This is a genomic window from Halogranum roseipondis, assembly GCF_059695585.1.
This window is the reverse complement of sequence record NZ_CM185235.1, coordinates 3151517-3172185: the sequence shown is the minus strand read 5'-3', so window position 1 is coordinate 3172185 and position 20669 is coordinate 3151517. Positions and strand designations below refer to the sequence as shown.

The window sequence follows — 20669 nt, the reverse complement described above, 5'->3', positions numbered from 1 at the left end:
CCGAAACCGGCCGTTCGATGTGCGCATCACCAGCCGATTATTCTCGTAACTTACGAGAATCACTGCCGTCAGCGACGGAGTAATTTTCCGAATCTCTCCAAGAGTTCCAGTTCAGTTTCGTCTGTGACAACTTCAGTTGAATCGCAAGACTGGAGCGGGGTAGACTCGTCCACCGGGCGGGAAAGCTTATATAGGCCGACGTCGCCCCCACAGGTAAGTCGATGATCGAAACGGCGTCTCGGATCACCCTGTTCGCACTGTACCAGCTCACCGTCGCGCTGGGAATCCTCCTGTTCCCCGTCGCGCTCCTCGCCCGCCGCGTGGGGGTAGAACTCCCGCTCGGTCGCGTCGTCGCCCGCCTCGGGACGGCGTACGAGAACGTGAACGCTCGCTGATCGCCCCGTTCACCCCCCGTCTACTCGTTCTGCGTCGTTCGGTTCCACCAGTGACTCCGTCGACGAACCGCTCGGGCCGGAAGTGGAGTGCCGGCAGGGGCAAGCCGGGAGGGAAGGGTGGCATTTATCAGCGCGCCGGGCCAAGTGGGGGCTAATGCGTACGCCAGGCGACTTCTCCAGCAATCTCGACGCGCTGAACGGCGACCACTCCAACGTGTTCGGCCCGGAACTCGGCGAGTTCCCGGAGACCGAGCGCCGCGCGGAGTCGTCGCCCGACGAAGAAATGAAGACGGGAACGACGACGGTCGGCCTCAAGACCAGCGAGGGCGTCGTCCTCGCGACCGACATGCGCGCCAGCATGGGCTACATGGTCTCCTCGAAGGACGTCCAGAAGGTCGAGCAGATCCACCCGACGGCCGCGCTCACCATCGCCGGATCGGTCTCGGCCGCCCAGTCGCTCATCCGCTCGCTGCGCGCGGAGACGAGTCTCTACGAGACCCGTCGCGACAAAGACATGAGCATGCGCGCGCTCGCGACGCTGCTCGCGAACTTCCTGCGGTCCGGTGCGTTCTTCGTCGTCCAGCCCATCCTGGGCGGCGTCGACGACGAGGGACCGCACGTCTACAGCATGGACGCACTCGGCGGGATGAGCGAGGAGGACTACACCGTCACGGGCTCCGGCAGTCAGTACGCCCTCGGTGTGCTCGAGCAGCACTACGACGAGGAACTCTCCATCGAAGAGGCGAAGACCGTCGCCGCGAAGGCGATCCAGAGCGCCGTCGAGCGTGACCTCGCCTCCGGCAACGGGATCAACGTCGCCGTCGTCACCGACGAAGGCGTCGACGTCACCCGTCACAAGGACTTCGCGGAAGTTCTCTAGCGGAGAGAAAGCACTCGTTTCCGTACCGTTTTCTACACCGACACCCAGTCAGCGAAGCTTCCGTCGAGCAGCGTCTCCGCCTGTTTTCGGATGTACGCCTGCTGCATCCCCGTGATCGCCGTTTCGAGGTCGTCGCCGTCGGCGAGTCGGGACTCCACTCGCTCGCGTTTCCAACTCGCCGGCGTGCGCGCCGCCTCGACGCGCGCCTGCAGCGGGGCGACGTACCGTTCGGCCTCGGCGGCGCTGCAGCCCGCGGACTTGAGGCCGTCGGCGGCGTGCGCCAGCAGGTCGTCGTAGACCTCGACCGGGTTGGTCGTCTCCTGGCCGTCGTTGGTCACCCACCGTTGACCGCTGTCGAGACCGTCGCGCATGGCGGCGTAGAAGTTCTCTCTGGCGACCATCCAGTCCATGTCGGCGACGGGGTGCCGACGCTGGGGGAGACTCTCCATCAGCCCCGCGAACGCCGCCTGGAACGCGATGGAGTCTCTGACCGTCGGCTGGGCGGGGATCGGACGGAACTCGACGCGGGCGTTCGCCGACGAGCGCGTCGCGCCGCCGAACACCGGACGAACCCACCGCCAGTAGGTGCCGTGTTTCATCCGGAGCGTCGCGAACTTGTCGTCGAAGCGGTCGCCGTCGCGGGCGACGGGCATCGGGACGAACGTCTCGTCTTCGACGACGCGGTCGACCGCCTGGTCGACGCTCTCGAGGTCCTCCGGAAACGCCACCTTGTCGCTCTGTGTCGCCGTGTTCAACACCGACTCGAACACGCGGATCCGGTGTTCGTCCCACGCTTCGGCGAGCACCGTCTCGGGGTCGACGTCCTCGTCGTAGAGATCCGGCGGGAAGAACGGCGAGTTGACGCCGAGTGCGAGCAGCGGGCCGGCGACGCGGGTAGCGTAGTTGAAGTACGTCGGCAGGTCGGCCGCGTGCGACATCTGGTAGTGGGGTTGGATCGAGGTGATGAGGCTCTCGGGCATCACCGTCGGCGCCTCGTACGAGACGTTCGGTGCCTCGACGGCGAACGTCTCGGGTGCGTCCGGCCCGTTCGCCATCGCGTGATACCGGACGGCGTCGCTCATGTTGGTCGCGATGTCGACGCCGTCGTCGTCGACGCTCCCGCCGAGGTACTCGCGGGCCGTCTCGCCGGCGGGCGGAATCGTCCACAGCGCGTCGCTGACGAGACGCATCCCCTCCGACCGCGTGCAGTCGAGGGCGGCGCTCAGTCGTGCGAGGACCTCCGACTCCTGTGCCCGCAGTCCGTGGGGGTTGAACGGCTGTGGACTCGTACTCATCTCGGCGTTGTGGAGGCCCAGTTCCTTCTCGAACCCGATGAGTTCGAGCAGTCGTCGGGGGACGCGCATCAGCGAGCACGCCAGATCCTCGTCGCCCGACCATCGGCCGTCGTCGACGGCGTAGAACTCGTACTCGAAGCCGACGATGGACTGGTGGTTGTCGAACGTCCCGTCTCTGAGTTCCTCTTTGACGACTTCGGCGTCGGCCTCGGCTTCCGACCGGAACGCCTCGACGTCGATGGCGAGAACGTCCCGAACGGCCCCCGCGAGGTCCTTGCTCATACCCCTACTGTGCGACGACTGTTCTTGAAGCCGTTGGCTCGGTCACAGCGGCGGGGCGAACCGGAGAAAGAGTTAGTGTCTTGTGACACCATACCACGCGTATGGCGAAGAACTCTGCCCCACCCTCCGAGTCGACGGAGACAAGTCTGGAACCGCTGTCGACCTACGAGTGTCTCGAGTGTGGCGAACGAACGGAGGCCGCCCACCACCCCCCGATGTGTGAACGCTGTGGCGGCGAACTGCAGAACATCAGCGTCACCCGCGAACAGGGATAACACGAGAGAGCGGCATCTCGTCCCGGCGCTTCGGCGGTCTTTTGAGCGACGGGTGACAACCCCGGCGTGATGGAGTTCGCCGACTTCGCCGCCCGCGCAGCAGCCATCGAAGCCGAACCCGCCGACCTCGAGACGACGGCGCTCGTCCGCGACCTGTTCGAGGCCGCGGACGAGGACCTCCCGGTCGTCGTCCGGTTCGTCCAGGGGCGGGTGTTCCCGGCGTGGGAGTCGACGACGATCGACGTCGGGCCGAGCCTCTGTTACGCCGCGATCGCCCGTGCGGCGGGTCAGAACGTCTCCGCCGCCGACGTCGAGGACCGACTCGCCGAGACCGGCGAGATCGGCGCGGTCGCAGCCAGTTTCGACTTCGGCGGACAGCAGGGGCTCGCCGCGTTCGGAAGCGGCGGACAGACCGACCTGACGGTCGCGACCGTCGACGAGGAGCTACGGGCGCTCGCCGCGGCCGCCGGTTCCGGGAGCCAGGACCGCAAACTCGACACGCTGTTCGGCCTGTTCAACCGCTGTTCGCCGGACGAAGCGCGCTACCTCGCCCGACTCGTCCTCTCGGAGATGCGCATCGGCGTCGGCGAGGGCACCGTCCGCGACGCCGTCGCCGAGGCGTTCCTCGTCGACCCGGCTGACGCTGCGGCTGTTCGCGACGACGCGCTCGACGAGGCGGAGACGACCGCCGCACGCGAGCGCCGCGAGGCCGCCGTCGATGCGGTCGAACGCGCGCTGCAGGTGTCGAACGACTACGGCCGCGTCGCCGTCGTCGCCCGCGACGAGGGGACAGCGGGACTGGACGACATCGACCTCACCGTCGGCAGACCCGTCCAGGCGATGCTCGCACAGGCAGGGACCGTCACCGACGCCGTAGACGAGTGGGAGACGGTCGCCGTCGAGACGAAGTTCGACGGGGCGCGGGTGCAGGTCCACTACGACGGCAGAGCGGCGTCGCTGTTCTCGCGGAACATGGAGGACGTCACCGACGCGCTTCCGGAGGTCGTCGAGTTCGTCGAACGCGAGGTCGACGTGCCGGCCATCCTCGACGGCGAGGTGGTCGCCGTCGACGACGACGGGTCGCCGCTCCCGTTCCAGGAGATCCTCCGGCGGTTCCGACGGAAACACGACGTCGACCGGATGCGCGAGGAGGTGACCGTCGAACTCCACGCGTTCGACTGTCTGCACGCCGCCGGCGACGACCTGCTCACCGACCCGGTGACCGACCGCCACGAACGACTCCGGGACGTCCTCGGCCACACCGACGCCGTCTCCGAGCTCCTGCGCTCGGACGACGCCGACGAGATCGAGGCGTACGAGGCCGACGCGCTCGAGGCGGGCCACGAGGGGGTCATGCTGAAGAACCCCGAGGCACCCTACTCGCCGGGGAAGCGCGGGAAGAACTGGCTGAAGCGCAAACCCGACGTGGAGACGCTCGATCTCGTCGTCACCGGCGCGGAGTGGGGAGAGGGCCGCCGGGCGGAGTTCCTCGGCACGTTCCTCCTGTCCGCACGTGTCGACGAGAGCAGCGACGGCGGGAGCGTCGACGACGGCAGTAGCGACGAGGGAACCGAGTTCCGGACGATCGGGAAGGTCGCCACGGGGATCACCGACGAGCGACTCGCCGAACTCACCGACCTGCTCGAACCCCAGATCGTCGCCGAGGACGGGACCGAAGTCGACCTACGGCCGACGACCGTCTTCGAGGTGGGGTACGAGGAGATCCAGCGGTCGCCGACGTACGCTTCGGGGTACGCGCTTCGGTTCCCCCGGTTCGTCGAGGTCCGCGAGGACAAGACGCCCGAGACGGCCGACTCGCTGGCGCGGGTGGAGCGACTGGCCGAACGGCAGTGACACCTGGGATGTGTGAACAGCCCCACAGAAGCCTTTTCCCCGTCACTCCGATACGTCGGGACCATGTCAGGGACAGACCGCCACGCAACTACCGTCGTTCGCCGCGAACCCGGTGACGGCGGAGTCACGTCTCGCTCGTCTCGGACGTTGACGCGGACCACGTCGCTCTGTACCGACACCGCCGTCCGGACCTCGAAAGCGCCGCCGTCGTTCACGAAACTCGGGACGCTGCTGGCGCTCTTCGCGCTCGTCACGCTGGTGGTGGTGGCCGTCGACGGCGTCGGCGGTCTCCACTGACACCCGGCGTCGACCGCGACCGTGGGATTATAGCCCGTCGCCCGAGCAGGGACAGTATGACGATCAAACACGACGGACTCTCCGTGACGTGGCTCGGCTACGCGACCGTCCGCATCGAGACGACCGACGGCTTCGTCGCCTACCTCGACCCCGGCCGCTACGGCGTGCTCGACGACTACCACGCCCGCGACGGGGACCTCGTCTGTGTCACGCACAACCACCACTACGACACCGACGGGATCGCGAGCGTCGCCAAGGACGACGCCACGGTCGTCGTCTTCGAGGGCGTCGACGCGAGCGGTATCGACCGCGACGTGACGCCGGTCGACGACCTCCCGTACGACGTCGTCCGCGTCGGCGAGGAGGACCACCTCACCGTCGGCGACCTCGGCCAAGTCGACCTCTGGTCGCTGCCCGCCTACAACGAAGCCGACGGCCCGCACGCAGACGAGGACGGCGACGTCGTCCATCCGCGCGGGTTCGGTTGTGCGTTCCTGCTCTCGATCGGCGGTCGCACCGTCTTCTGGCCCGGCGACTCCGACGCGCTCGACGGGTTCCGCGAACTGGAGGTGTCGCTGTTCCTCGCCAACATCGGCGGCAGCGTCGTGATGGACCGCCACGAGGCCGCCGACCTCGCGGAGGCGCTGGACCCCGACCTCGTGTTGCCGATCCACTACGACACGATCGAACTGCTCGAAGCCGACGCCGAGGCGTTCGTCGTCGACGTCGCCGAACGAGGGATCCCCGTGGTGCTCGACGAGCGGTCGGCGAATCAGTAGCCTCCGTCGACCGTAGATACTTGTTGGTTGGACAACTGTTGTGTGACATGGGTTCCTCCGCCTCGCGGTTCTGCCGCGCTTGCGGCGACACCCTCTCGCCGAGCGCGACGTTCTGTCCGGCCTGTGGCACCGCCGCCGACACTCCGTCCACAGCGAGAGACGACCCGTTCGGCCGGGCGACTGGCGGACACGACGGGACGTTTCGCCGACGGCTCACACACTACCGCGTCTCGGGGTGGACGGTCGAACGCGAGTTCGACGACCGGGTCGTGCTCGTCGACCGGGGGATCGGTTCGCCGGCTCTCCACGTCGCGCTCCTACTCTGTACGGGCGGAGTCGGCAACGTCGCCTACGCGTGGTACTGTCACGGACCGGGCGCGCCGCGCTGCGAGTTGCAGACCGACGGCACGGTCCGACGGGTCGGCGACGCGACCAGCGGGGCGACCAGTCTCGACTACCCGACGCTCGCCGGCGTCGTCGCCTGCTTCATCGGGTTCGCGCTCGTCACGACGCTGGTCAGACAGGGGTCGTTCGTCCTCCTCGCCGCTCTACTGCTGGTGACGACGCTCGCGTCGGTCGGTGCCCTCGCCGCGCGGCGAGTGGACGACCGCCAGTCGCCGACCACGTTCGGTCGGAAGCGGACGCTCACCGAACGGGAGGTGAACGACCGCTCGCTGTCCTGTGCGGTATGTGACAGCCCTCTGTCAGACGGCGTCGAGCGGACGTTCGCCGAGCGGACGTATCTCACGGGGATCCCGGTTCGGACGCACGAGTCGGGGACGAACCGCTACTGCCGCCGCTGTGCGACCGGCGAGGAGCGTGCTCGCGACGCCGACGGTGACCGCGAACGGGACCGGGACCGGGAGTTCGCCTGAGCCGAATCAGATGACGCCCATGTCCGTCAGCCGCTCGGGCAGATAGGTGTCGGTGACGAAGTCCAGCCCCCGAGAGGCGAGCGCCTGCTGTTCGGCCTTCTTGCCGATGTCGAGTTGGAGTTCGATCTGCTCGGTCCAGAACTCAGACTGGAAGCGCGGGTCGGTCAGCTCCGACTCCAGTGCGTTGACGTCGGAGTCGCTGAGTGGGTCGGTCGGCAGGTCGTAGTCGACGATGTCCTGCGGCCGGATGCCGACGTACTGTGCCTCGGGCGTCGCGAGGTACTCCGAGAGGTGTGCGGACTTGATCGAGCCGTAGGCGACCGAGCCGTAGATACGGTAGGACCACGGGTCGCCGTCGGTGAACACCACGACGGGCAGGTCGAGTTCGTCGTGGAGTCGCTTCGTGATGCGGCGGGTCGCTCGCGCGGGTTGACCCTTCAGGTGGACGACGAGCACGTTGTACTCCTCGTCGAACCCGTTCTCGACGAGTCGGTCGCGCATCCCACCGGTCTCGACGCAGAGCACGAAGTCGATGTCGTGGTCGAGAAACTCGATCGTGTCGGGGTTGTTCGGGATCTGGTAGCCGCCCTCGCCGACGTCCTCCTGGCAGTGGATCTCGCGCTCGCCGCGTCGGGTCTGTTCGCGGAGTTCGAGCGGTCCCATCAGCGTCGCCCCGGACTCCTCGGGGCGCATGTGGAAGTCCTCGCGGGTGACCTGCGAGACGATCTCGAGGTCCTCGACCAGCTGGTTCGACTCGTCCTGGTCGGAGAACTGTGCCTCCTCGTTGTCCCACGACTCCGAGAGGTAGTACAGCTCACGGAGGGTCGACGAGCGACCCTCTTCGAGCTGCTTCGAGAGGAAGTCGATGGTGTAGACGGCCTTCAGCAGTTTGCGCGCTCCGCGGACGGAGTTGGCCGACCGCGTCGAGGTGCGGTCGCCGTAGACCCACACGTCCGACTCCTCGTCGAAGACGATGTTGCTCTTCGTCCGAGTGGGTAGTTCCATCTCGGGAATCTGCCCGCCGGCGAACTGGTCGTAGAACTCCGCGGCGAGGTCGATGAGTCGCTCGCGGGCTTTCTCGTCTTGTGTCTTCGAACTCATGTTAGTCTTGCACCGTCAGTTTCTCGGTCTCGACGCCGTCGACGTTGATGTCGAAGTCGGCGTCGTCGGTCACTTCGTAGCTCAGTTTCGCCGTCTCGCCCGCCGACACCGACGGCGACCACTTGACGAACCACTCGTCGTCGAGGTCGACGACCGTCGCCTCGCCGTTCAACCCCTGGGGTTCGACGGAGACGATGTCGGTGATGTCGGGTTGCTCCGTCCGGTCGGAGTAGTTCTCGACGACGAGCGTCACCTCCCCGTCTCCGATCTCGCGTTCGACGCTGACGTTGTTCATGATCCGCGCCAGCGCGCCGTCGATGTCGGGGCGCGGTCGACCCGTCACCTCGGACACCTTGTCGGCCATCTGCGGGAGGATCTTCCCGAGGACGTCCTGTTTCTGTCGGCGCTTCTGCATCGAGCGCCGCTTGTTGAGGTAGGACTTCAACTCGCGGGCCGCCTCCCGAATCGCGAGTTCGATCTCGTCTTCGATCTCGGGGATGTTCGCGAGTGCGTCCTTCGACTCGCTGGTGAACGGGACGTTCGTCGAGGCGACGTGGATCATGATGACCGCGGGGCCGTTCGGCATCCCGCTTCCACCGGGTTGATCCAGGCCGTAGTTCCGCCAGCCGATCTGTTTGACGACGTCCGTCGTCGCACACGCCCCGCGCTGGTAGACGAGCGGGACGCGGTTGGCGAAGCGGAGCAGGTCGACGCTCCCCTCGGCCTTCAAGTCGCCGCCGTAGGCGATGCCAGCCTCGACGATGAACGGGTCGCCGCCGTGGACCTCCGCGTCGCGCGTCGCGGCGGCGTAGAAGTCGGCGTCGAACTCCTTGCGGAGGCCGGCCTCGACGAGCTCGGCGGTGATGGGTGAGAGACAGTTCGTCGGCGGCGAGAGGATGTCCGTCTCGCGCATCGCATCCAACAGCTCCGAGGAGACGTCGCGGCTGGCGGCGACGTCGTTCACCTTCGGCACGTCGTCGGGGACGGTCCGCATGACCGCCCAGAACGCCTCGGTGACGTTCTCTCTGGCAGTGTCACCGACGGTGGCGTCGTCGTACTCGACGGTCGCGTCGGCCGCGCTGTCGACGGACGTGCGGAGCTGTTTGTAGGTCGCCCGGTGACGGTGGTCGTCGGCGTGGCCGAACTTGCGAGCGAGACGCTCGGCGAGCGCCTGTACCGTCGCATCGTCCTTCCGCGTGCTCGTGGCGTCGTCGACGAGCGCGTAGACGTCAGACGTGAGTCGGTCGGTCTCACTCTCCTCGTCGTACCCCGAGAGCACCGCCCACGCGGCCTCGACAGCGTTGTCACGGACGGTCCGACCGAACGTCTTGCCGAACTCCTCGGCGGCGGCGTCGGCGGCGTTGTCGACGATGTGGCGGAGTTCGTGGTGGGTCGTCCGCTCGCGCTCGCGGAGCGTGTCGGCGACGTTCTCGGCGAAGGCGTCGGTCGCGTCGGCTCCCTTCCCGGAGACGGCGTCGACGATTGCGGCTTCGAGGTCGGCGTCCTCGTGTGCTTCGGGGGCGGACCAGCCCATCTCGCGACCGAAGTGGCGGTCGCGGAAGTTGTCGACGACCTTGTCGGCGGTCTTCTTGCCGACGCGCGTGAACTCCTCCTGCAGGAACCCCGAGACCGAGTACGACTCGGTCGCCTGCAGCATCTTGATGAGCGTCCCGAGTTCGACGCCGTGTGGATGGGGGCGGATCTCTTCGGTCTCGGCGGGGAGTTGGTCGGTCGCCCGCTCGAACTTCAGCGGTTCGTCGAGCCCCGGTTCCCGGAGTTCGAGCCGTGCGTGGGGGTTGACGACGGCGGTGTGTTTGATGTAGTCGTGGAGCTGTTGGCGGGCACGCATGTTCGCCTCCATCTCCAGCTCGATACGAGTGCCGTGGGAGCGGTCCCACGAGGTCTCGCGGGCCTCCTTGATCTCGGGCTCGTTGGTGTCGGTGTCGATGATGAGCTCGAAGTACTGCGCCTCTGCGGAGCCCTGCGTGCGACTCGTGATCTTGGCTGCCTTCCCGCTGGTGAGCTGCGAGTAGAGGACGGCCGCGGAGATCCCGATCCCCTGCTGGCCGCGCGACTGTTCGCGGGCGTGGAAGCGAGAGCCGTAGAGCAGCTTCCCGAACACCTTCGGGAGCTGTGCCTTCGTGATGCCCGGACCGTTGTCTTCGACGATGAGACGGTAGTAGTCGCCGGCCTCGGCGATTTCGACGTAGATGTCGGGTGCGAGACCCGCCTCCTCCGTGGCGTCGAGCGCGTTGTCCACCGCCTCCTTCACGGCGGTCACAAGCCCTCGGGCCCCGGAGTCGAACCCGAGCATGTGCTTGTTCTTCTCGAAGAACTCGGCGATGGAGATCTCCCGCTGGTTCTGCGCCAGCTCGTCGGCGATCCCCGACTCCTCGCCGAGTGTCGACTGGAACGAGGTCATTCGTTGGAAAGTTACCCGACGGACGCATAAAACCTCTCCGTCGGCGCGGTGAAAGTGAAAGTGGACGACTGCGTCGGGTTTGTGACAGTGTGACGCGGACTTGACGGCTCCGAACGGACGTCGAGGGTCGGCTAGGACGTACACTATACCGTCCTACGCGCGTGCCCGCGTGCGAGGGTTTAAGGTGGGGACTATCCTACGTGGAAGCAAGTTCTATGTCACACGAAAACGAGTACAGTGCCGGACAGATCCAGGTCCTCGAGGGCCTGGAGGCCGTCCGAAAGCGTCCGGCGATGTACATCGGGTCCACGGACGCCCGTGGGCTCCACCATCTCGTCTACGAGGTCGTCGACAACTCTATCGACGAAGCCCTCGCGGGGTACTGCGACAACATCGACGTCACCATCCACGAAGACGACTCCGTCTCCGTCGAGGACGACGGACGTGGCATCCCCGTGGACACGCACGAACAGTACGGCCGCCCGGCGGTCGAGGTGATCATGACCGTGCTCCACGCCGGGGGGAAGTTCGACAACAAGTCCTACCAGGTGTCGGGCGGACTCCACGGCGTCGGCGTCTCCGTCGTCAACGCGCTCTCGACGGAACTCGAAGTGGAGATCAAACGCGACGGCTCGGTCTGGAGACACCGCTTCGAGCGCGGCGAACCCCAGATCGAGGCCTTCGAGGAGGTCCGAGAGATGCACCCCGACGAGGAGACGGGGACGAAGATCCGCTTCTGGCCCGACGACGACATCTTCGAGCAGACGGAGTACAACTACTCGACGCTCGCGAACCGTCTCCGCGAACTCGCCTTCCTCAACTCCGGCGTCGAGATCACGCTCACCGACGAGCGCGACACCGACGACGAGGGCGAACCAGTCAACGAGGTCTTCCGCTACGAGGGCGGCATCAGAGAGTTCGTCGAGTACCTCAACGAGACGAAGACGCCGCTGCACGACGACGTCGTCTACTTCGAAGACGAGGAAGACGACATCCAGGTGGAGGTCGCGATGCAGGCGACCGACGAACTGCAGGGCTCGATCCACTCCTTCGCGAACAACATCAACACCCGCGAAGGCGGCACTCACCTCACGGGGTTCAAGACGGCGCTCACGCGCGTCGTCAACGACTACGCCACCTCCAACGGGATGCTGTCGGAACTCGACAACAACCTGAAGGGCGAAGACGTCCGTGAGGGGCTCACCGCCGTCATCTCCGTGAAGCATCCCGATCCGCAGTTCGAGGGGCAGACGAAGACCAAGCTCGGCAACTCGGAGGTCCGCGGCATCACCGAGAGCGCCGTCCACGAGGGGCTGAAGACCTACTTCGAGGAGAACCCCGACACCGCCCAGGCGATCATCATGAAGGCGGTCGAGGCCGCGAAGGCCCGACAGGCCGCGAAGAAGGCCGAGGAGCTCACGCGTCGGAAGTCGGCGCTGGAGTCCTCGTCGCTGCCGGGGAAACTGGCGGACTGCCAGACGCGTGACCCCGAGGAGGCCGAACTGTTCGTCGTCGAGGGGGACTCCGCCGGCGGCAGCGCGAAGCAGGGCCGCGACCGGAAGAACCAGGCGATCCTCCCCCTCAAGGGGAAGATCCTCAACGTCGAGAAGAACCGACTGGATCGCGTGCTGGAGAACAACGAAGTTCGCGCACTCATCACGGCTATCGGTGCCGGGATCGGCGAGGAGTTCGACATCGAGAAGGCGCGCTACCAGAAGATCATCATGATGACGGACGCCGACGTCGACGGCGCGCACATCCGGACGCTCCTCTTGACGCTGCTCTATCGGCACATGAAGCCGCTCATCGAGGCGGGCTACGTCTACGCGGCCCAGCCGCCGCTGTACCGCGTCCGCTACCGCGGAGAGACCTACGACGCGATGACCGAGGCGGAACGCGACCGCATCGTCGAGGAGAAGTGCGACGGCAACCCGACGCAGGTCCAACGGTTCAAGGGGCTCGGCGAGATGAACCCCGACCAGCTGTGGGAGACCACGATGGACCCCGAGAACCGCATCCTCAAGCAGATCACCATCGAGGACGCCGCGGCCGCAGACCGCATGTTCAACGTCCTGATGGGCGATGCGGTCGAGCCGCGCAAACAGTTCATCAAGGAGCACGCGACGGACGCCGAGTGGGTGGACATCTGAATGTCGGGTCACAGCTCCAGTAGCGACGACGGTAGCACCGGCGCCAGTTGGAGGCTCACCCAACAGACGGAGACACGATGAGTTCAGAGATCCCGAACCCCGAAGACGACGTCGAGGCAGCACAGGTCACGACCGCACGCATCGAAGACGAGATGGAGCAGTCGTACATCGACTACGCGATGAGCGTCATCGCCGGACGCGCCCTCCCGGACGTCCGCGACGGGCTCAAACCGGTCCACCGGCGCATCCTCTATGCGATGAACGAGGCGGGCGTCACCGCCCGCTCCTCACATCGGAAGTCCTCCTCGATCGTCGGCGACACGATGGGTGACTACCACCCACACGGCGACTCGGCCATCTACGACGCACTCGCACGCATGGCGCAGGACTTCTCGATGCGCTACCCCCTGGTCGACGGCCAGGGGAACTTCGGCTCCGTCGACGGCGACCCGCCGGCCGCCATGCGGTACACGGAGGCTCGGATGTCGCCCATCGCCGAGGAACTCCTCGCCGACATCGACAAGGACACCGTCGACTTCAAGTCGAACTACGACGACCGGCTGACGGAACCCGACGTGCTCCCTGCGGCGTTCCCGAACCTGCTCGTCAACGGCTCCTCCGGCATCGCAGTCGGCATGTCGACGAACATCCCGCCGCACAACCTCGGCGAGGTCATCGACGCGACGATCCACCTCATCGACAACCCCGACTGCACCGTCGAGGACCTGATGGACCACGTCAAGGGGCCGGACTTCCCGACGGGAGCGAACATCGTCGGTCGCAACGCCATCCATCAGGCGTACAAGACCGGCCGCGGACGCATCCGCGTCCGCGCCGAGATCGACGTCGAACGGGACGCGAAGGGGAACGACGAGCGCATCGTCGTCACCGAACTGCCGTATCAGGAGAACAAGGCGCGACTCATCGAGCGTATCGCCGACGACGTCAACGAGGGGAAGATCGAAGGGATCCGCGACCTGCGCGACGAGTCCGACCGTGACGGCATCCGCGTCGTCGTCGAGCTCAAGCGCGGTGCGAGCGCCGACATCGTCAAGAACCAACTGCTCGACAACCACCTCGAGTCGACGTTCGGCGTCATCAACCTCGCGCTGGTCGACGGCCAGCCGCAGGTGCTCGACCTGAAGGAGACGCTCCAGGAGTATCTCGACCACCGCCGCGAGGTCGTCCGCCGGCGCAGCGAGTACGACCTCGCCGAAGCCGAGGACCGCGCACACATCCTCGAGGGGCGGCTGACGGCGCTGGAGAACGCTGACGACGTCGTCGAGCTGATCCGCGACTCCGAGAGCCGCGACGACGCGAAGGCGGCGCTGATGGACGCCTACGACTTCTCGGAGGCACAGGTCGACCACATCGTCGCGATGCAGCTCGGGTCGCTCACGTCGATGGAGGCCGCGGCCATCGAAGACGAGTACGAGGACGTCCAGGCGACCATCGAGCGCCTGAACGAGATCCTCGACGACGAGCGTGAACTGCTCGGCGTCATCAAAGACGAACTCCGCGAGGTCAGAGACGAGTACGCCGACGAGCGGCGGACGCGCATCGTCGAGGACACCGGGTCGATCACCCGCGAAGAGCTGATCCCGCAGGAGGACGTCGTCGTCGTCGTCACCGAGGACGACTACATCAAGCGGATGCCGGCGACGACCTTCCGCGCACAGAACCGCGGCGGGAAGGGGATCATCGGCACGGACCTCAAAGAGGGAGACCGGGTCTCCTCGGTGTTCTACGCGAACACGCACGACTACCTGCTCTGCTTCACCAACCACGGGCAGGTCTACCAGCTGAAGACCTACGAGATCCCGGAGATGTCCCGCACGGCCCGCGGGAAGTCGGCGGTGAACGTCGTCGATCTCGACGACGGCGAGGAGATCGAGGCCGTCGTCAACACCGACGAGATGGACGAAGAGGAGTTCTTCACGATGGTCACGCGCGACGGCTACATCAAGCGGACCGCCGTCGACGACTTCTCGAACATCCTCTCGACGGGGATCCGGGCGATCCGCCTGGAAGACGGCGACACGCTGGTCGACGTCGAGGTCACCGACGGCAGCCACGACCTCATCGTCGCCACCGAGGGCGGGATGAGCATCCGGTTCGACGAGAGCGAGGTTCGGCCGATGGGTCGGTCCGCCCGCGGGGTTCGCGGCATCCAACTCACCAGCGACGACACGGTGGCCGGGCTCGCCGCCGTCGGCGAGAGTCACCAGTGGCTGTTGACGGTCACCAAGAACGGCTACGGCAAGCGGACGAGCATCGACAGCTATCGGACGCAGTCGCGCAACGGGAAAGGGCTCATCGACATCAAGACCGCCCGACGCAACGGGCCGACCTGCGCCATCGAGACGGTCGCACCGGGCGACCACCTGGTCGCGATGAGCGAGAGCGGTCAGATCATGCGCACTCGCGTCGACGAGATTTCTACTGTGGGTCGCAACACGATGGGCGTCATCGTGATGGATCTCGGCGACGGCGACCACGTCGCCGCCGTCGACGTGGTTCCAGCCGAGCGCGTCGGTGAGAAAGAAGACGAGAAAGTCGACGAGTCGTCGTCTGCAGAGACTGCCGACGCGGTCGCGGACGCAGAGTAACTCTTACTCTCCGATCACCGGCGCTTTCAACGCGGCGACCTCGGACATGATGGCCTCGACGTTCTCGTCGTCGACGCCGTTCGTCCGGAGCGCCTCCTCGAGATACACCGCGACCGTGTCGAAGTCCTCTTCGGTGATGCCGAGGTGGTCGTGGGCCTCACGCATGTCCCGGCCCGAGTAGTCGACCGGGCCGCCGGCGACGGCGCTGATGAACTGCACCTGGTGCGCCCGCAGCTCGTTCATGTCGTACGGTTCGAAGTAGTCGACGAGGTCGTCGTCCGAGAGCACGCGGTCGTAGAAGTCGTCGACGACCGCTTCGACCGCCGCCTGTCCGCCGATCTCGTTGTAGACTGTCTGAGCCATCGATGTAGTTCTACGTCGGGGCGACAGCCGCATAGCCCCTCTCACTAATATGGATGGGTTTATTTAAGGCCCTCATTGCGTGACAGTATCTGACAAGAGCGCCCGTTCAGACGGCGAGCAGTTGGTCCAACAGCTTCTGCTGGCTGACCGCGAGATGTTCGCTGAACGTCGGCACCGAGATGTCGAGACGGTCGGCGACGTCGGCGGAGGTCGCCTCCTTCGGTTGGGCGAAGTAGCCCATCTCGTGGGCCGTCTGGAGCACCTCGTACTGCCGGTCGGTGAACTCGGTGCGGTCGACGACGAGCAGCGACTGTCGGTCGTCGGCCGTCGAACGGGTCAACCGACGGACGGTGACCGTCTCACAGCACGACCGCAGGTCGGTGACGACCGTCTGGAGCGTCTCGACGTCCGGAGCGATGAAGGAGACGACGACCGTCCCCGAGTCGGCGTAGACGTTCCGGATCGGACAGCCGTGGCTCGGCAGTCGACCGCAGGGACAGTCGTCGCCGTCGGTCGTGTAGCGGTAGACGGAGTCGGCGCCGTCGGAGAAGACCACGTCCGCGACGTCGGCGGCGGGGTTCTGGCTGTCGTTGCCGTCGCCGTCGGCGGCAGCGCCGGCGTCGGCGTCGGAGAGCGTGAACTCGCCGACGACGGAACTCCCGTCGGCGGTCGCCTGTCGACTGGTGACGATCGAGTCGAGTTCGGCCTGTTCGCTCAGCGACGAGACGGGACAGCCGGAGACACCGTCGACCTCGAGTTGGACGTGGATACCGCGGTCCATACGGGCCGTTACGGGTCGAGACGTATAAGCGTCGATAGTTCGCGGTCGGCAGTCGACGAGGGACGTCCCGCTGTTCCCGTGGCTATCTGGCGACGTCGTGAGCGTCCGTTCCCGTCGGGAGAGGATGCGCCTGAAGCGACGCACTCGGTGGGAGTTGCGTCTGGGAGTAGTCCTCGAACCGAACCCGAACGACGGGTGATTCGCCCGTCCGTTCGCGTATCTCCATGGCGAGATCGGTGGCGAGCGACGGGTACGATCGGTCGGACGTTCGAACGAGGGTGACGGTGACGGTCCGGGATTCGGCGAGAGCGGGCGGGTAGTCGTACTCGACGGTGATGCCTGTGACGCCGAGCGAATCGTAGTGGGGTCGCTGCAGGACGTCGGAGACACCGCGTTCGGTCTGCTGTTGGAAGGTGACCTGTTGAGCGGTCGCGACACCGGTTCCGAGGACGACCACGAGGACGAGGAGTCCGACGAGAGCGAACTTTGCGGTCTGTGTGGAGTCGCTCCGACGTACCGTGTCGAGCGAGACCGACGACCGGTAGCCCAGCAGCCACAGGGAGACGAACAGCGAGAGGTTGATCGCGAGTACCGTCGCAGCGAGGAGGAGGAGTGACCCGAGTGCGATGAGCGGCGACCCCCACGCGATACCGATACCGACCGCGGCGGCCGCCGGGATGAGCGCCGCGGCGATGGTCACGCCGATGAGCGCGAGCGGTCCCTTGGTCGTGACGCCGAAGGCGGCGGCGGTGCCGGAGGCGACACCGACGAGGAGAGCCGTGGCGGTCGGCGTGAGTCGCATCGAGAGCAACTCGACGTTGCTCGGTTCGAGGAGCGGCGAGACGAAGTAGAGGTGCTGTAGGGCGAACGCCGTGGCTGCCGAGCCGACGATGGCCAACGCGACCCCTACCGCCTGATGCCGGACTCCCGACCGGAACATCCGCCAGTTGCCGACCGACGCACCCACGTTCGTCGTGAGCATCGGGCCGACGATCGGAGCGATGACCATCGACCCGACGACGATGGCAGGAGAGTCGACCAACAGACCGACTGTGGCGATGACGGCGCTGAGGAGTATCATCCAGAGATACGAGTAATCGTCCCGAGCGAGCGACCGCGCCTTCGACTGGAGTTCGAACTCCGCAATCGGGGTGTAGTCCTCCGCGTGTCGGTCGATCAGTTCCTGGATGTTCGGCGTCATGGCGCTCTCGGCCGAGCCGACGACGGTGTAGTCGTCTTCGTCGAGTCCGGCCTCGTGGAGGGTCTCGAGCACCGAGCCCACCGCGTCGGTCGGAAGCGGGAACTGGACGAGTGTGTGGTCTGTGTGCTCGTCGTCGCCGCTGGTCACCACGTAGTCGACGTTCTGTTCTTTCAACGCCTGCTTGACCGAGGGAAGATCCCGGTCGGAGACGAGAATGTGGACGAGGCGCACGTCTGAGACGGACGGAACAGAGGTCGGAAAGCACAGTGCCTGTAAGCGCAGGCACCGATCGTACCGCCGTCGGAGAGGGGTCCGGCTCGGCTACAGGATCCGCTTGCCGAGCGCGCTCGCGGCGAGCTCCGTCGCCAACTCCGCCGTCTCGTTGTGCTGGTCCAGGATGGGGTTCACCTCGACGAGTTCGAGCGATCGAAGCACACCGGACGTGGCGACCTGCTCCAGCGCGGAGTGGGCCTCGCGGTAGGACGCGCCGCCGCGGACGGGCGTGCCGACGCCCGGTGCCTCCTTGGGGTCGAGCCAGTCGAGGTCGAGGCTGACGTGGACGCCGTCGGTGTCGTCGCCGGCGACGGCGAGCGCCTCGTCGACGACGTCGGTGATCCCCCGTTCGTCGACGTCGGACATCGTGTAGGCCGTCACTGCCGACTCGCGGATGACCGTCCGTTCGGTGTCGTCGAGGTCGCGCAGTCCGACGAGTGCGACGTTCTCCGGCTTCAGCCCGCGGGCGTTCGCCCACTCGACGCCCTCGAAGTCGCCGACGCCGAGGGCTGCGGCGAGCGGCATCCCGTGGACGTTGCCGGACGGTGAGGTGGAGGGCGTGTTGAAGTCGCCGTGGGCGTCGAACCAGACGACGCCGACGTCGGCGTCGCGGGCTGAGCCGCCCATCGACCCGATGGCGACGGAGTGGTCACCGCCGAGGACGACCGGCGTCACGTCGTCTGCGAGCGCCGTGGCGACTGCATCGGAGAGGAGCGTGCTCACCTCCTCGACCTCGCGGACGAACTTCGCCGTCCCCTCCGAGGGTTCGGCGGCGTCCGGGTCGCGTTCGTCCGCGAGCGGGACGGCGAGGTCGCCGGCGTCCTCGACGTCGATCCCCGCGCTCCGCAACTCCGCTGCGAGTCCGGCGTAGCGGATGGCGGACGGTCCCATGTCGACGCCACGTCGGTTCGCGCCATAGTCTGTCGGTGCACCGATGATACGGGCGGTTCGGGTCATAGTCGACTCTCGGACCGGCCGACACTTAGCGCGTGTGGTCGACCGGAACGGCCGACGTCCACCGTGGACGGCGACCGGAGGTAGACTTTTGTCACGATCCGTGTTACACAGCATCATGTCGTCGAACTCACACGAGACGCCGATTCCGCGACGGGCGGTCGTCTGGCTGGTCGGCGTCGTCGTCACCGGTCGCGTGGTCGACGGCCCGACCGAGTACGAACTCCGACAGTTGAGTCGGACGCAGCTCGCCGCGTCGCTCGTCGCGTTCGGAGCGTCGATGGCGCTGTTCGGGTGGGTCGGAGTCGTCATGCACAGCGGAGTCCGGACGGCGGTTCTCACCTACGCCGGAATGACCGTCGGCGTCGCGAGCCTCCCGTTCGTCGTGCAGGCGTGTGCCGCCCGTCTCCTACACTACGTCGAAGACCCGTCTCGGCGCGGCGCGGTCACCGACCCCGTCGACGGCGACGCTCGGACGCGGCCGTAGGTCGTCTGCGTCCGTCTCCGACTGTCGCTCCGCCGTCTGGTACTCGAGGAACCGAACGTTCACCGTCACCTCCCGCCCGCTTCTGACGCTGATGCTGCGTTCGATGGCCTCTGCGAGCAGCGGGTAGTCGTCGTCGGACGACCGTGCGACCGTGACCGTCACCGACTCGACGCGGCCGAGGGCGTTCATGTCGTTGTACTCCGCTTGCACGCTCATGAGCTCGAGACCGTCGTAGGTCGGGCCGTCGACGACGGCCTCGACGTCCTCTTTCGTCTGGTGTTCGAACACGATGTACTGCGCCGTCGCCCCCACCGTCGCCGCGAGGACGACGGCGAACACGAGGAGCAGAACGACGTACGCACCGGTTCGGACGCTGGGCTGGAAGTTCGTCCAACTGTCTCTGATGAGCGACGACCGGTAGCCGAGCCCCACGAGCGCGAGGTACGCGGTGAGATTGATGAACACGATGTTCATCGCCAGCAGGACGACCGCCCCGAACGTCACGAGCGCGTCTCCCCAGACGACGCCGATGGCGGCGGTCGCGACCGACGGGACGATGGCCGCCGCGATCGCGACGCCGGCGATGGAGACCGGGAGGTCGGTCGCCAGCGCGAGCGCACCCGCCGCACCGGCACAGACCGCGATCGTCAGCGCGAGGAGGTTCGGCGTGAGGAACAGGCCGACCTGTTCGATACGGCCGATGGCGACGCCGGAGGGGACGAAGGAGGTCTGTCTGAGTCCGGCCGTCACGGTGAGCGCACTGACGAAGCCGACGACCAGTCCCAGCAGTTGGGAGTTGACGCTCTCGACGAGCATCCCCCGGTCGTCGATGACGGCACCGACGCTCGCCGAGAGCGACGAGCCGGCGAAGGGGGCGATCACCATCGCGCCGACGATGATTATCGCGGAGTCCAACAGCAGTCCCGCCGTCGCGACGACCGCACTCAGCGCGGCCAACGCGACGTACGTCGGACGGTTGGGCTGGAGATCGAGCGCCCGCTCTCTGATCTCGGGGTGAGAGACACCGGCGGCTCCCTTCGGTCCCTCGACGAATCGGTCGGCCAACTGCTGGTTCACCTCGCGTGGACTCGTCGCGTCCGTCACGACGGTGTACGCGTCGTCGCCCAACCCGGCGTCGCCGAGATGCGCCAGCAACGCGTCGGCAGCACCGTCGGGGACCGGAACTTGGACGATCGTGGTGTTGAGGTCCGTCGCCTCGTCGACGACGGCGTACTCCGCGTCGAGCGCGTCGAGCGCGTCCAGTATCGCCTGGCGATTCGCGTCGGTCACCCGCATCTGGACGAGTCGCACGTGTCACTCGTCTCTGACAGGATTCTTCAACGTTCGGGCCGTCCCGTCTCCGGGTCGCGACAGCGACCAGCCGCCACATCCAAGC

General features: G+C 66.6%; 18 protein-coding genes. 10 read left to right on the top strand and 8 right to left on the bottom strand.

From position 1 onward, the window contains the following. Nucleotides 1-221: 221 nt before the first annotated feature. The gene (locus EOHIBHHM_RS16560; RefSeq protein ID WP_497252524.1) at nt 222-395 is read left to right on the top strand and encodes a hypothetical protein; all 174 of its coding nucleotides are present in this window, start codon (nt 222-224) and stop codon (nt 393-395) included. A 154-nt stretch (nt 396-549) separates the two neighbouring features. Beyond that, nucleotides 550-1275 carry an archaeal proteasome endopeptidase complex subunit beta gene (psmB, locus tag EOHIBHHM_RS16555; RefSeq protein ID WP_497252522.1) on the top strand — a complete coding sequence of 242 codons (726 nt, stop codon included), beginning with the start codon at nt 550-552 and terminating at the stop codon, nt 1273-1275. Between the two features lie 32 nt (nt 1276-1307). Here the strand turns inward: psmB and EOHIBHHM_RS16550 are convergent, their stop codons facing one another. After that, nucleotides 1308-2852 carry a glutamate-cysteine ligase family protein gene (locus tag EOHIBHHM_RS16550; RefSeq protein ID WP_497252520.1) on the bottom strand — a complete coding sequence of 515 codons (1545 nt, stop codon included), beginning with the start codon at nt 2850-2852 and terminating at the stop codon, nt 1308-1310. A gap of 101 nt (nt 2853-2953) precedes the next feature. On the opposite strand from EOHIBHHM_RS16550, the gene EOHIBHHM_RS16545 reads away from it, so the two are divergent. The 5 genes from EOHIBHHM_RS16545 to EOHIBHHM_RS16525 all read left to right on the top strand — a co-directional run bounded on the left by EOHIBHHM_RS16545 (nt 2954) and on the right by EOHIBHHM_RS16525 (nt 6932). After that, nucleotides 2954-3127, top strand: a complete 174-nt coding sequence (locus EOHIBHHM_RS16545; RefSeq protein ID WP_497252518.1) for a rubrerythrin-like domain-containing protein — start codon at nt 2954-2956, stop codon at nt 3125-3127. A 69-nt stretch (nt 3128-3196) separates the two neighbouring features. Continuing rightward, nucleotides 3197-4981, top strand: coding sequence for an ATP-dependent DNA ligase LigA (gene ligA, locus EOHIBHHM_RS16540; RefSeq protein ID WP_497252516.1), 1785 nt, complete (start codon nt 3197-3199; stop codon nt 4979-4981). A 63-nt stretch (nt 4982-5044) separates the two neighbouring features. Then, nucleotides 5045-5278 (top strand): hypothetical protein, encoded by a 234-nt coding sequence (locus EOHIBHHM_RS16535; protein WP_497252514.1) that lies wholly within the window; start codon nt 5045-5047, stop codon nt 5276-5278. A gap of 56 nt (nt 5279-5334) precedes the next feature. After that, nucleotides 5335-6057 (top strand): MBL fold metallo-hydrolase, encoded by a 723-nt coding sequence (locus tag EOHIBHHM_RS16530; RefSeq protein WP_497252512.1) that lies wholly within the window; start codon nt 5335-5337, stop codon nt 6055-6057. 47 nt (nt 6058-6104) lie between these two features. Beyond that, nucleotides 6105-6932 carry a zinc ribbon domain-containing protein gene (locus tag EOHIBHHM_RS16525; RefSeq protein WP_497252510.1) on the top strand — a complete coding sequence of 276 codons (828 nt, stop codon included), beginning with the start codon at nt 6105-6107 and terminating at the stop codon, nt 6930-6932. Between the two features lie 6 nt (nt 6933-6938). On the opposite strand, the gene EOHIBHHM_RS16520 is transcribed toward EOHIBHHM_RS16525, so the two are convergent. Both EOHIBHHM_RS16520 and EOHIBHHM_RS16515 read right to left on the bottom strand, forming a co-directional pair. After that, nucleotides 6939-8033: a DNA topoisomerase IV subunit A gene (locus tag EOHIBHHM_RS16520; RefSeq protein WP_497252508.1), complete on the bottom strand. Its 1095-nt coding sequence runs from the start codon at nt 8031-8033 to the stop codon at nt 6939-6941. A 1-nt stretch (nt 8034) separates the two neighbouring features. After that, nucleotides 8035-10455, bottom strand: a complete 2421-nt coding sequence (locus EOHIBHHM_RS16515) for a DNA topoisomerase VI subunit B (protein WP_497252506.1) — start codon at nt 10453-10455, stop codon at nt 8035-8037. A 215-nt stretch (nt 10456-10670) separates the two neighbouring features. Here EOHIBHHM_RS16515 and gyrB point away from each other — a divergent pair, with 215 nt between their 5' ends. After that, a complete protein-coding gene (gene gyrB / locus EOHIBHHM_RS16510) occupies nt 10671-12605 on the top strand; it encodes a DNA topoisomerase (ATP-hydrolyzing) subunit B (RefSeq protein ID WP_497252504.1) in 1935 nt (644 codons plus the stop codon). A 77-nt stretch (nt 12606-12682) separates the two neighbouring features. Further along, nucleotides 12683-15214, top strand: coding sequence for a DNA gyrase subunit A (gene gyrA, locus EOHIBHHM_RS16505; RefSeq protein ID WP_497252503.1), 2532 nt, complete (start codon nt 12683-12685; stop codon nt 15212-15214). A 3-nt stretch (nt 15215-15217) separates the two neighbouring features. On the opposite strand, the gene EOHIBHHM_RS16500 is transcribed toward gyrA, so the two are convergent. From EOHIBHHM_RS16500 to rocF, 4 genes are all read right to left on the bottom strand, one after another. Further along, a complete protein-coding gene (locus EOHIBHHM_RS16500) occupies nt 15218-15577 on the bottom strand; it encodes a group I truncated hemoglobin (RefSeq protein ID WP_497252501.1) in 360 nt (119 codons plus the stop codon). Nucleotides 15578-15683: 106 nt separating this feature from the next. Further along, a complete protein-coding gene (locus EOHIBHHM_RS16495) occupies nt 15684-16358 on the bottom strand; it encodes a helix-turn-helix domain-containing protein (RefSeq protein WP_497252499.1) in 675 nt (224 codons plus the stop codon). Nucleotides 16359-16440: 82 nt separating this feature from the next. Further along, on the bottom strand, nt 16441-17790 hold the full coding sequence (locus EOHIBHHM_RS16490) for a TIGR00341 family protein (protein ID WP_497252497.1): 1350 nt from the start codon (nt 17788-17790) through the stop codon (nt 16441-16443). Nucleotides 17791-17880: 90 nt separating this feature from the next. After that, nucleotides 17881-18789 (bottom strand): arginase, encoded by a 909-nt coding sequence (gene rocF / locus EOHIBHHM_RS16485; RefSeq protein ID WP_497252495.1) that lies wholly within the window; start codon nt 18787-18789, stop codon nt 17881-17883. A gap of 115 nt (nt 18790-18904) precedes the next feature. Here rocF and EOHIBHHM_RS16480 point away from each other — a divergent pair, with 115 nt between their 5' ends. Continuing rightward, complete coding sequence (locus EOHIBHHM_RS16480) at nt 18905-19273, top strand: hypothetical protein (RefSeq protein ID WP_497252493.1); 369 nt, start codon at nt 18905-18907, stop codon at nt 19271-19273. On the opposite strand, the gene EOHIBHHM_RS16475 is transcribed toward EOHIBHHM_RS16480, so the two are convergent. Further along, entirely contained in the window at nt 19196-20584 is a 1389-nt protein-coding gene (locus tag EOHIBHHM_RS16475; RefSeq protein ID WP_497252491.1) for a DUF389 domain-containing protein, read from the bottom strand. The two genes, EOHIBHHM_RS16480 and EOHIBHHM_RS16475, sit on opposite strands and share 78 nt — an antisense overlap. Nucleotides 20585-20669: the final 85 nt, after the last annotated feature.

What these genes read in the sequence shown, in the direction of transcription:
- EOHIBHHM_RS16560 (WP_497252524.1), top strand. Translation starts at nt 222, where the DNA reads ATGATCGAAACGGCGTCTCGGATCACCCTGTTCGCACTGTACCAGCTC.
- psmB (WP_497252522.1), top strand. Translation starts at nt 550, where the DNA reads ATGCGTACGCCAGGCGACTTCTCCAGCAATCTCGACGCGCTGAACGGC.
- EOHIBHHM_RS16550 (WP_497252520.1), bottom strand. Translation starts at nt 2,852, where the DNA reads ATGAGCAAGGACCTCGCGGGGGCCGTTCGGGACGTTCTCGCCATCGAC.
- EOHIBHHM_RS16545 (WP_497252518.1), top strand. Translation starts at nt 2,954, where the DNA reads ATGGCGAAGAACTCTGCCCCACCCTCCGAGTCGACGGAGACAAGTCTG.
- ligA (WP_497252516.1), top strand. Translation starts at nt 3,197, where the DNA reads ATGGAGTTCGCCGACTTCGCCGCCCGCGCAGCAGCCATCGAAGCCGAA.
- EOHIBHHM_RS16535 (WP_497252514.1), top strand. Translation starts at nt 5,045, where the DNA reads ATGTCAGGGACAGACCGCCACGCAACTACCGTCGTTCGCCGCGAACCC.
- EOHIBHHM_RS16530 (WP_497252512.1), top strand. Translation starts at nt 5,335, where the DNA reads ATGACGATCAAACACGACGGACTCTCCGTGACGTGGCTCGGCTACGCG.
- EOHIBHHM_RS16525 (WP_497252510.1), top strand. Translation starts at nt 6,105, where the DNA reads ATGGGTTCCTCCGCCTCGCGGTTCTGCCGCGCTTGCGGCGACACCCTC.
- EOHIBHHM_RS16520 (WP_497252508.1), bottom strand. Translation starts at nt 8,033, where the DNA reads ATGAGTTCGAAGACACAAGACGAGAAAGCCCGCGAGCGACTCATCGAC.
- EOHIBHHM_RS16515 (WP_497252506.1), bottom strand. Translation starts at nt 10,455, where the DNA reads ATGACCTCGTTCCAGTCGACACTCGGCGAGGAGTCGGGGATCGCCGAC.
- gyrB (WP_497252504.1), top strand. Translation starts at nt 10,671, where the DNA reads ATGTCACACGAAAACGAGTACAGTGCCGGACAGATCCAGGTCCTCGAG.
- gyrA (WP_497252503.1), top strand. Translation starts at nt 12,683, where the DNA reads ATGAGTTCAGAGATCCCGAACCCCGAAGACGACGTCGAGGCAGCACAG.
- EOHIBHHM_RS16500 (WP_497252501.1), bottom strand. Translation starts at nt 15,577, where the DNA reads ATGGCTCAGACAGTCTACAACGAGATCGGCGGACAGGCGGCGGTCGAA.
- EOHIBHHM_RS16495 (WP_497252499.1), bottom strand. Translation starts at nt 16,358, where the DNA reads ATGGACCGCGGTATCCACGTCCAACTCGAGGTCGACGGTGTCTCCGGC.
- rocF (WP_497252495.1), bottom strand. Translation starts at nt 18,789, where the DNA reads ATGACCCGAACCGCCCGTATCATCGGTGCACCGACAGACTATGGCGCG.
- EOHIBHHM_RS16480 (WP_497252493.1), top strand. Translation starts at nt 18,905, where the DNA reads ATGTCGTCGAACTCACACGAGACGCCGATTCCGCGACGGGCGGTCGTC.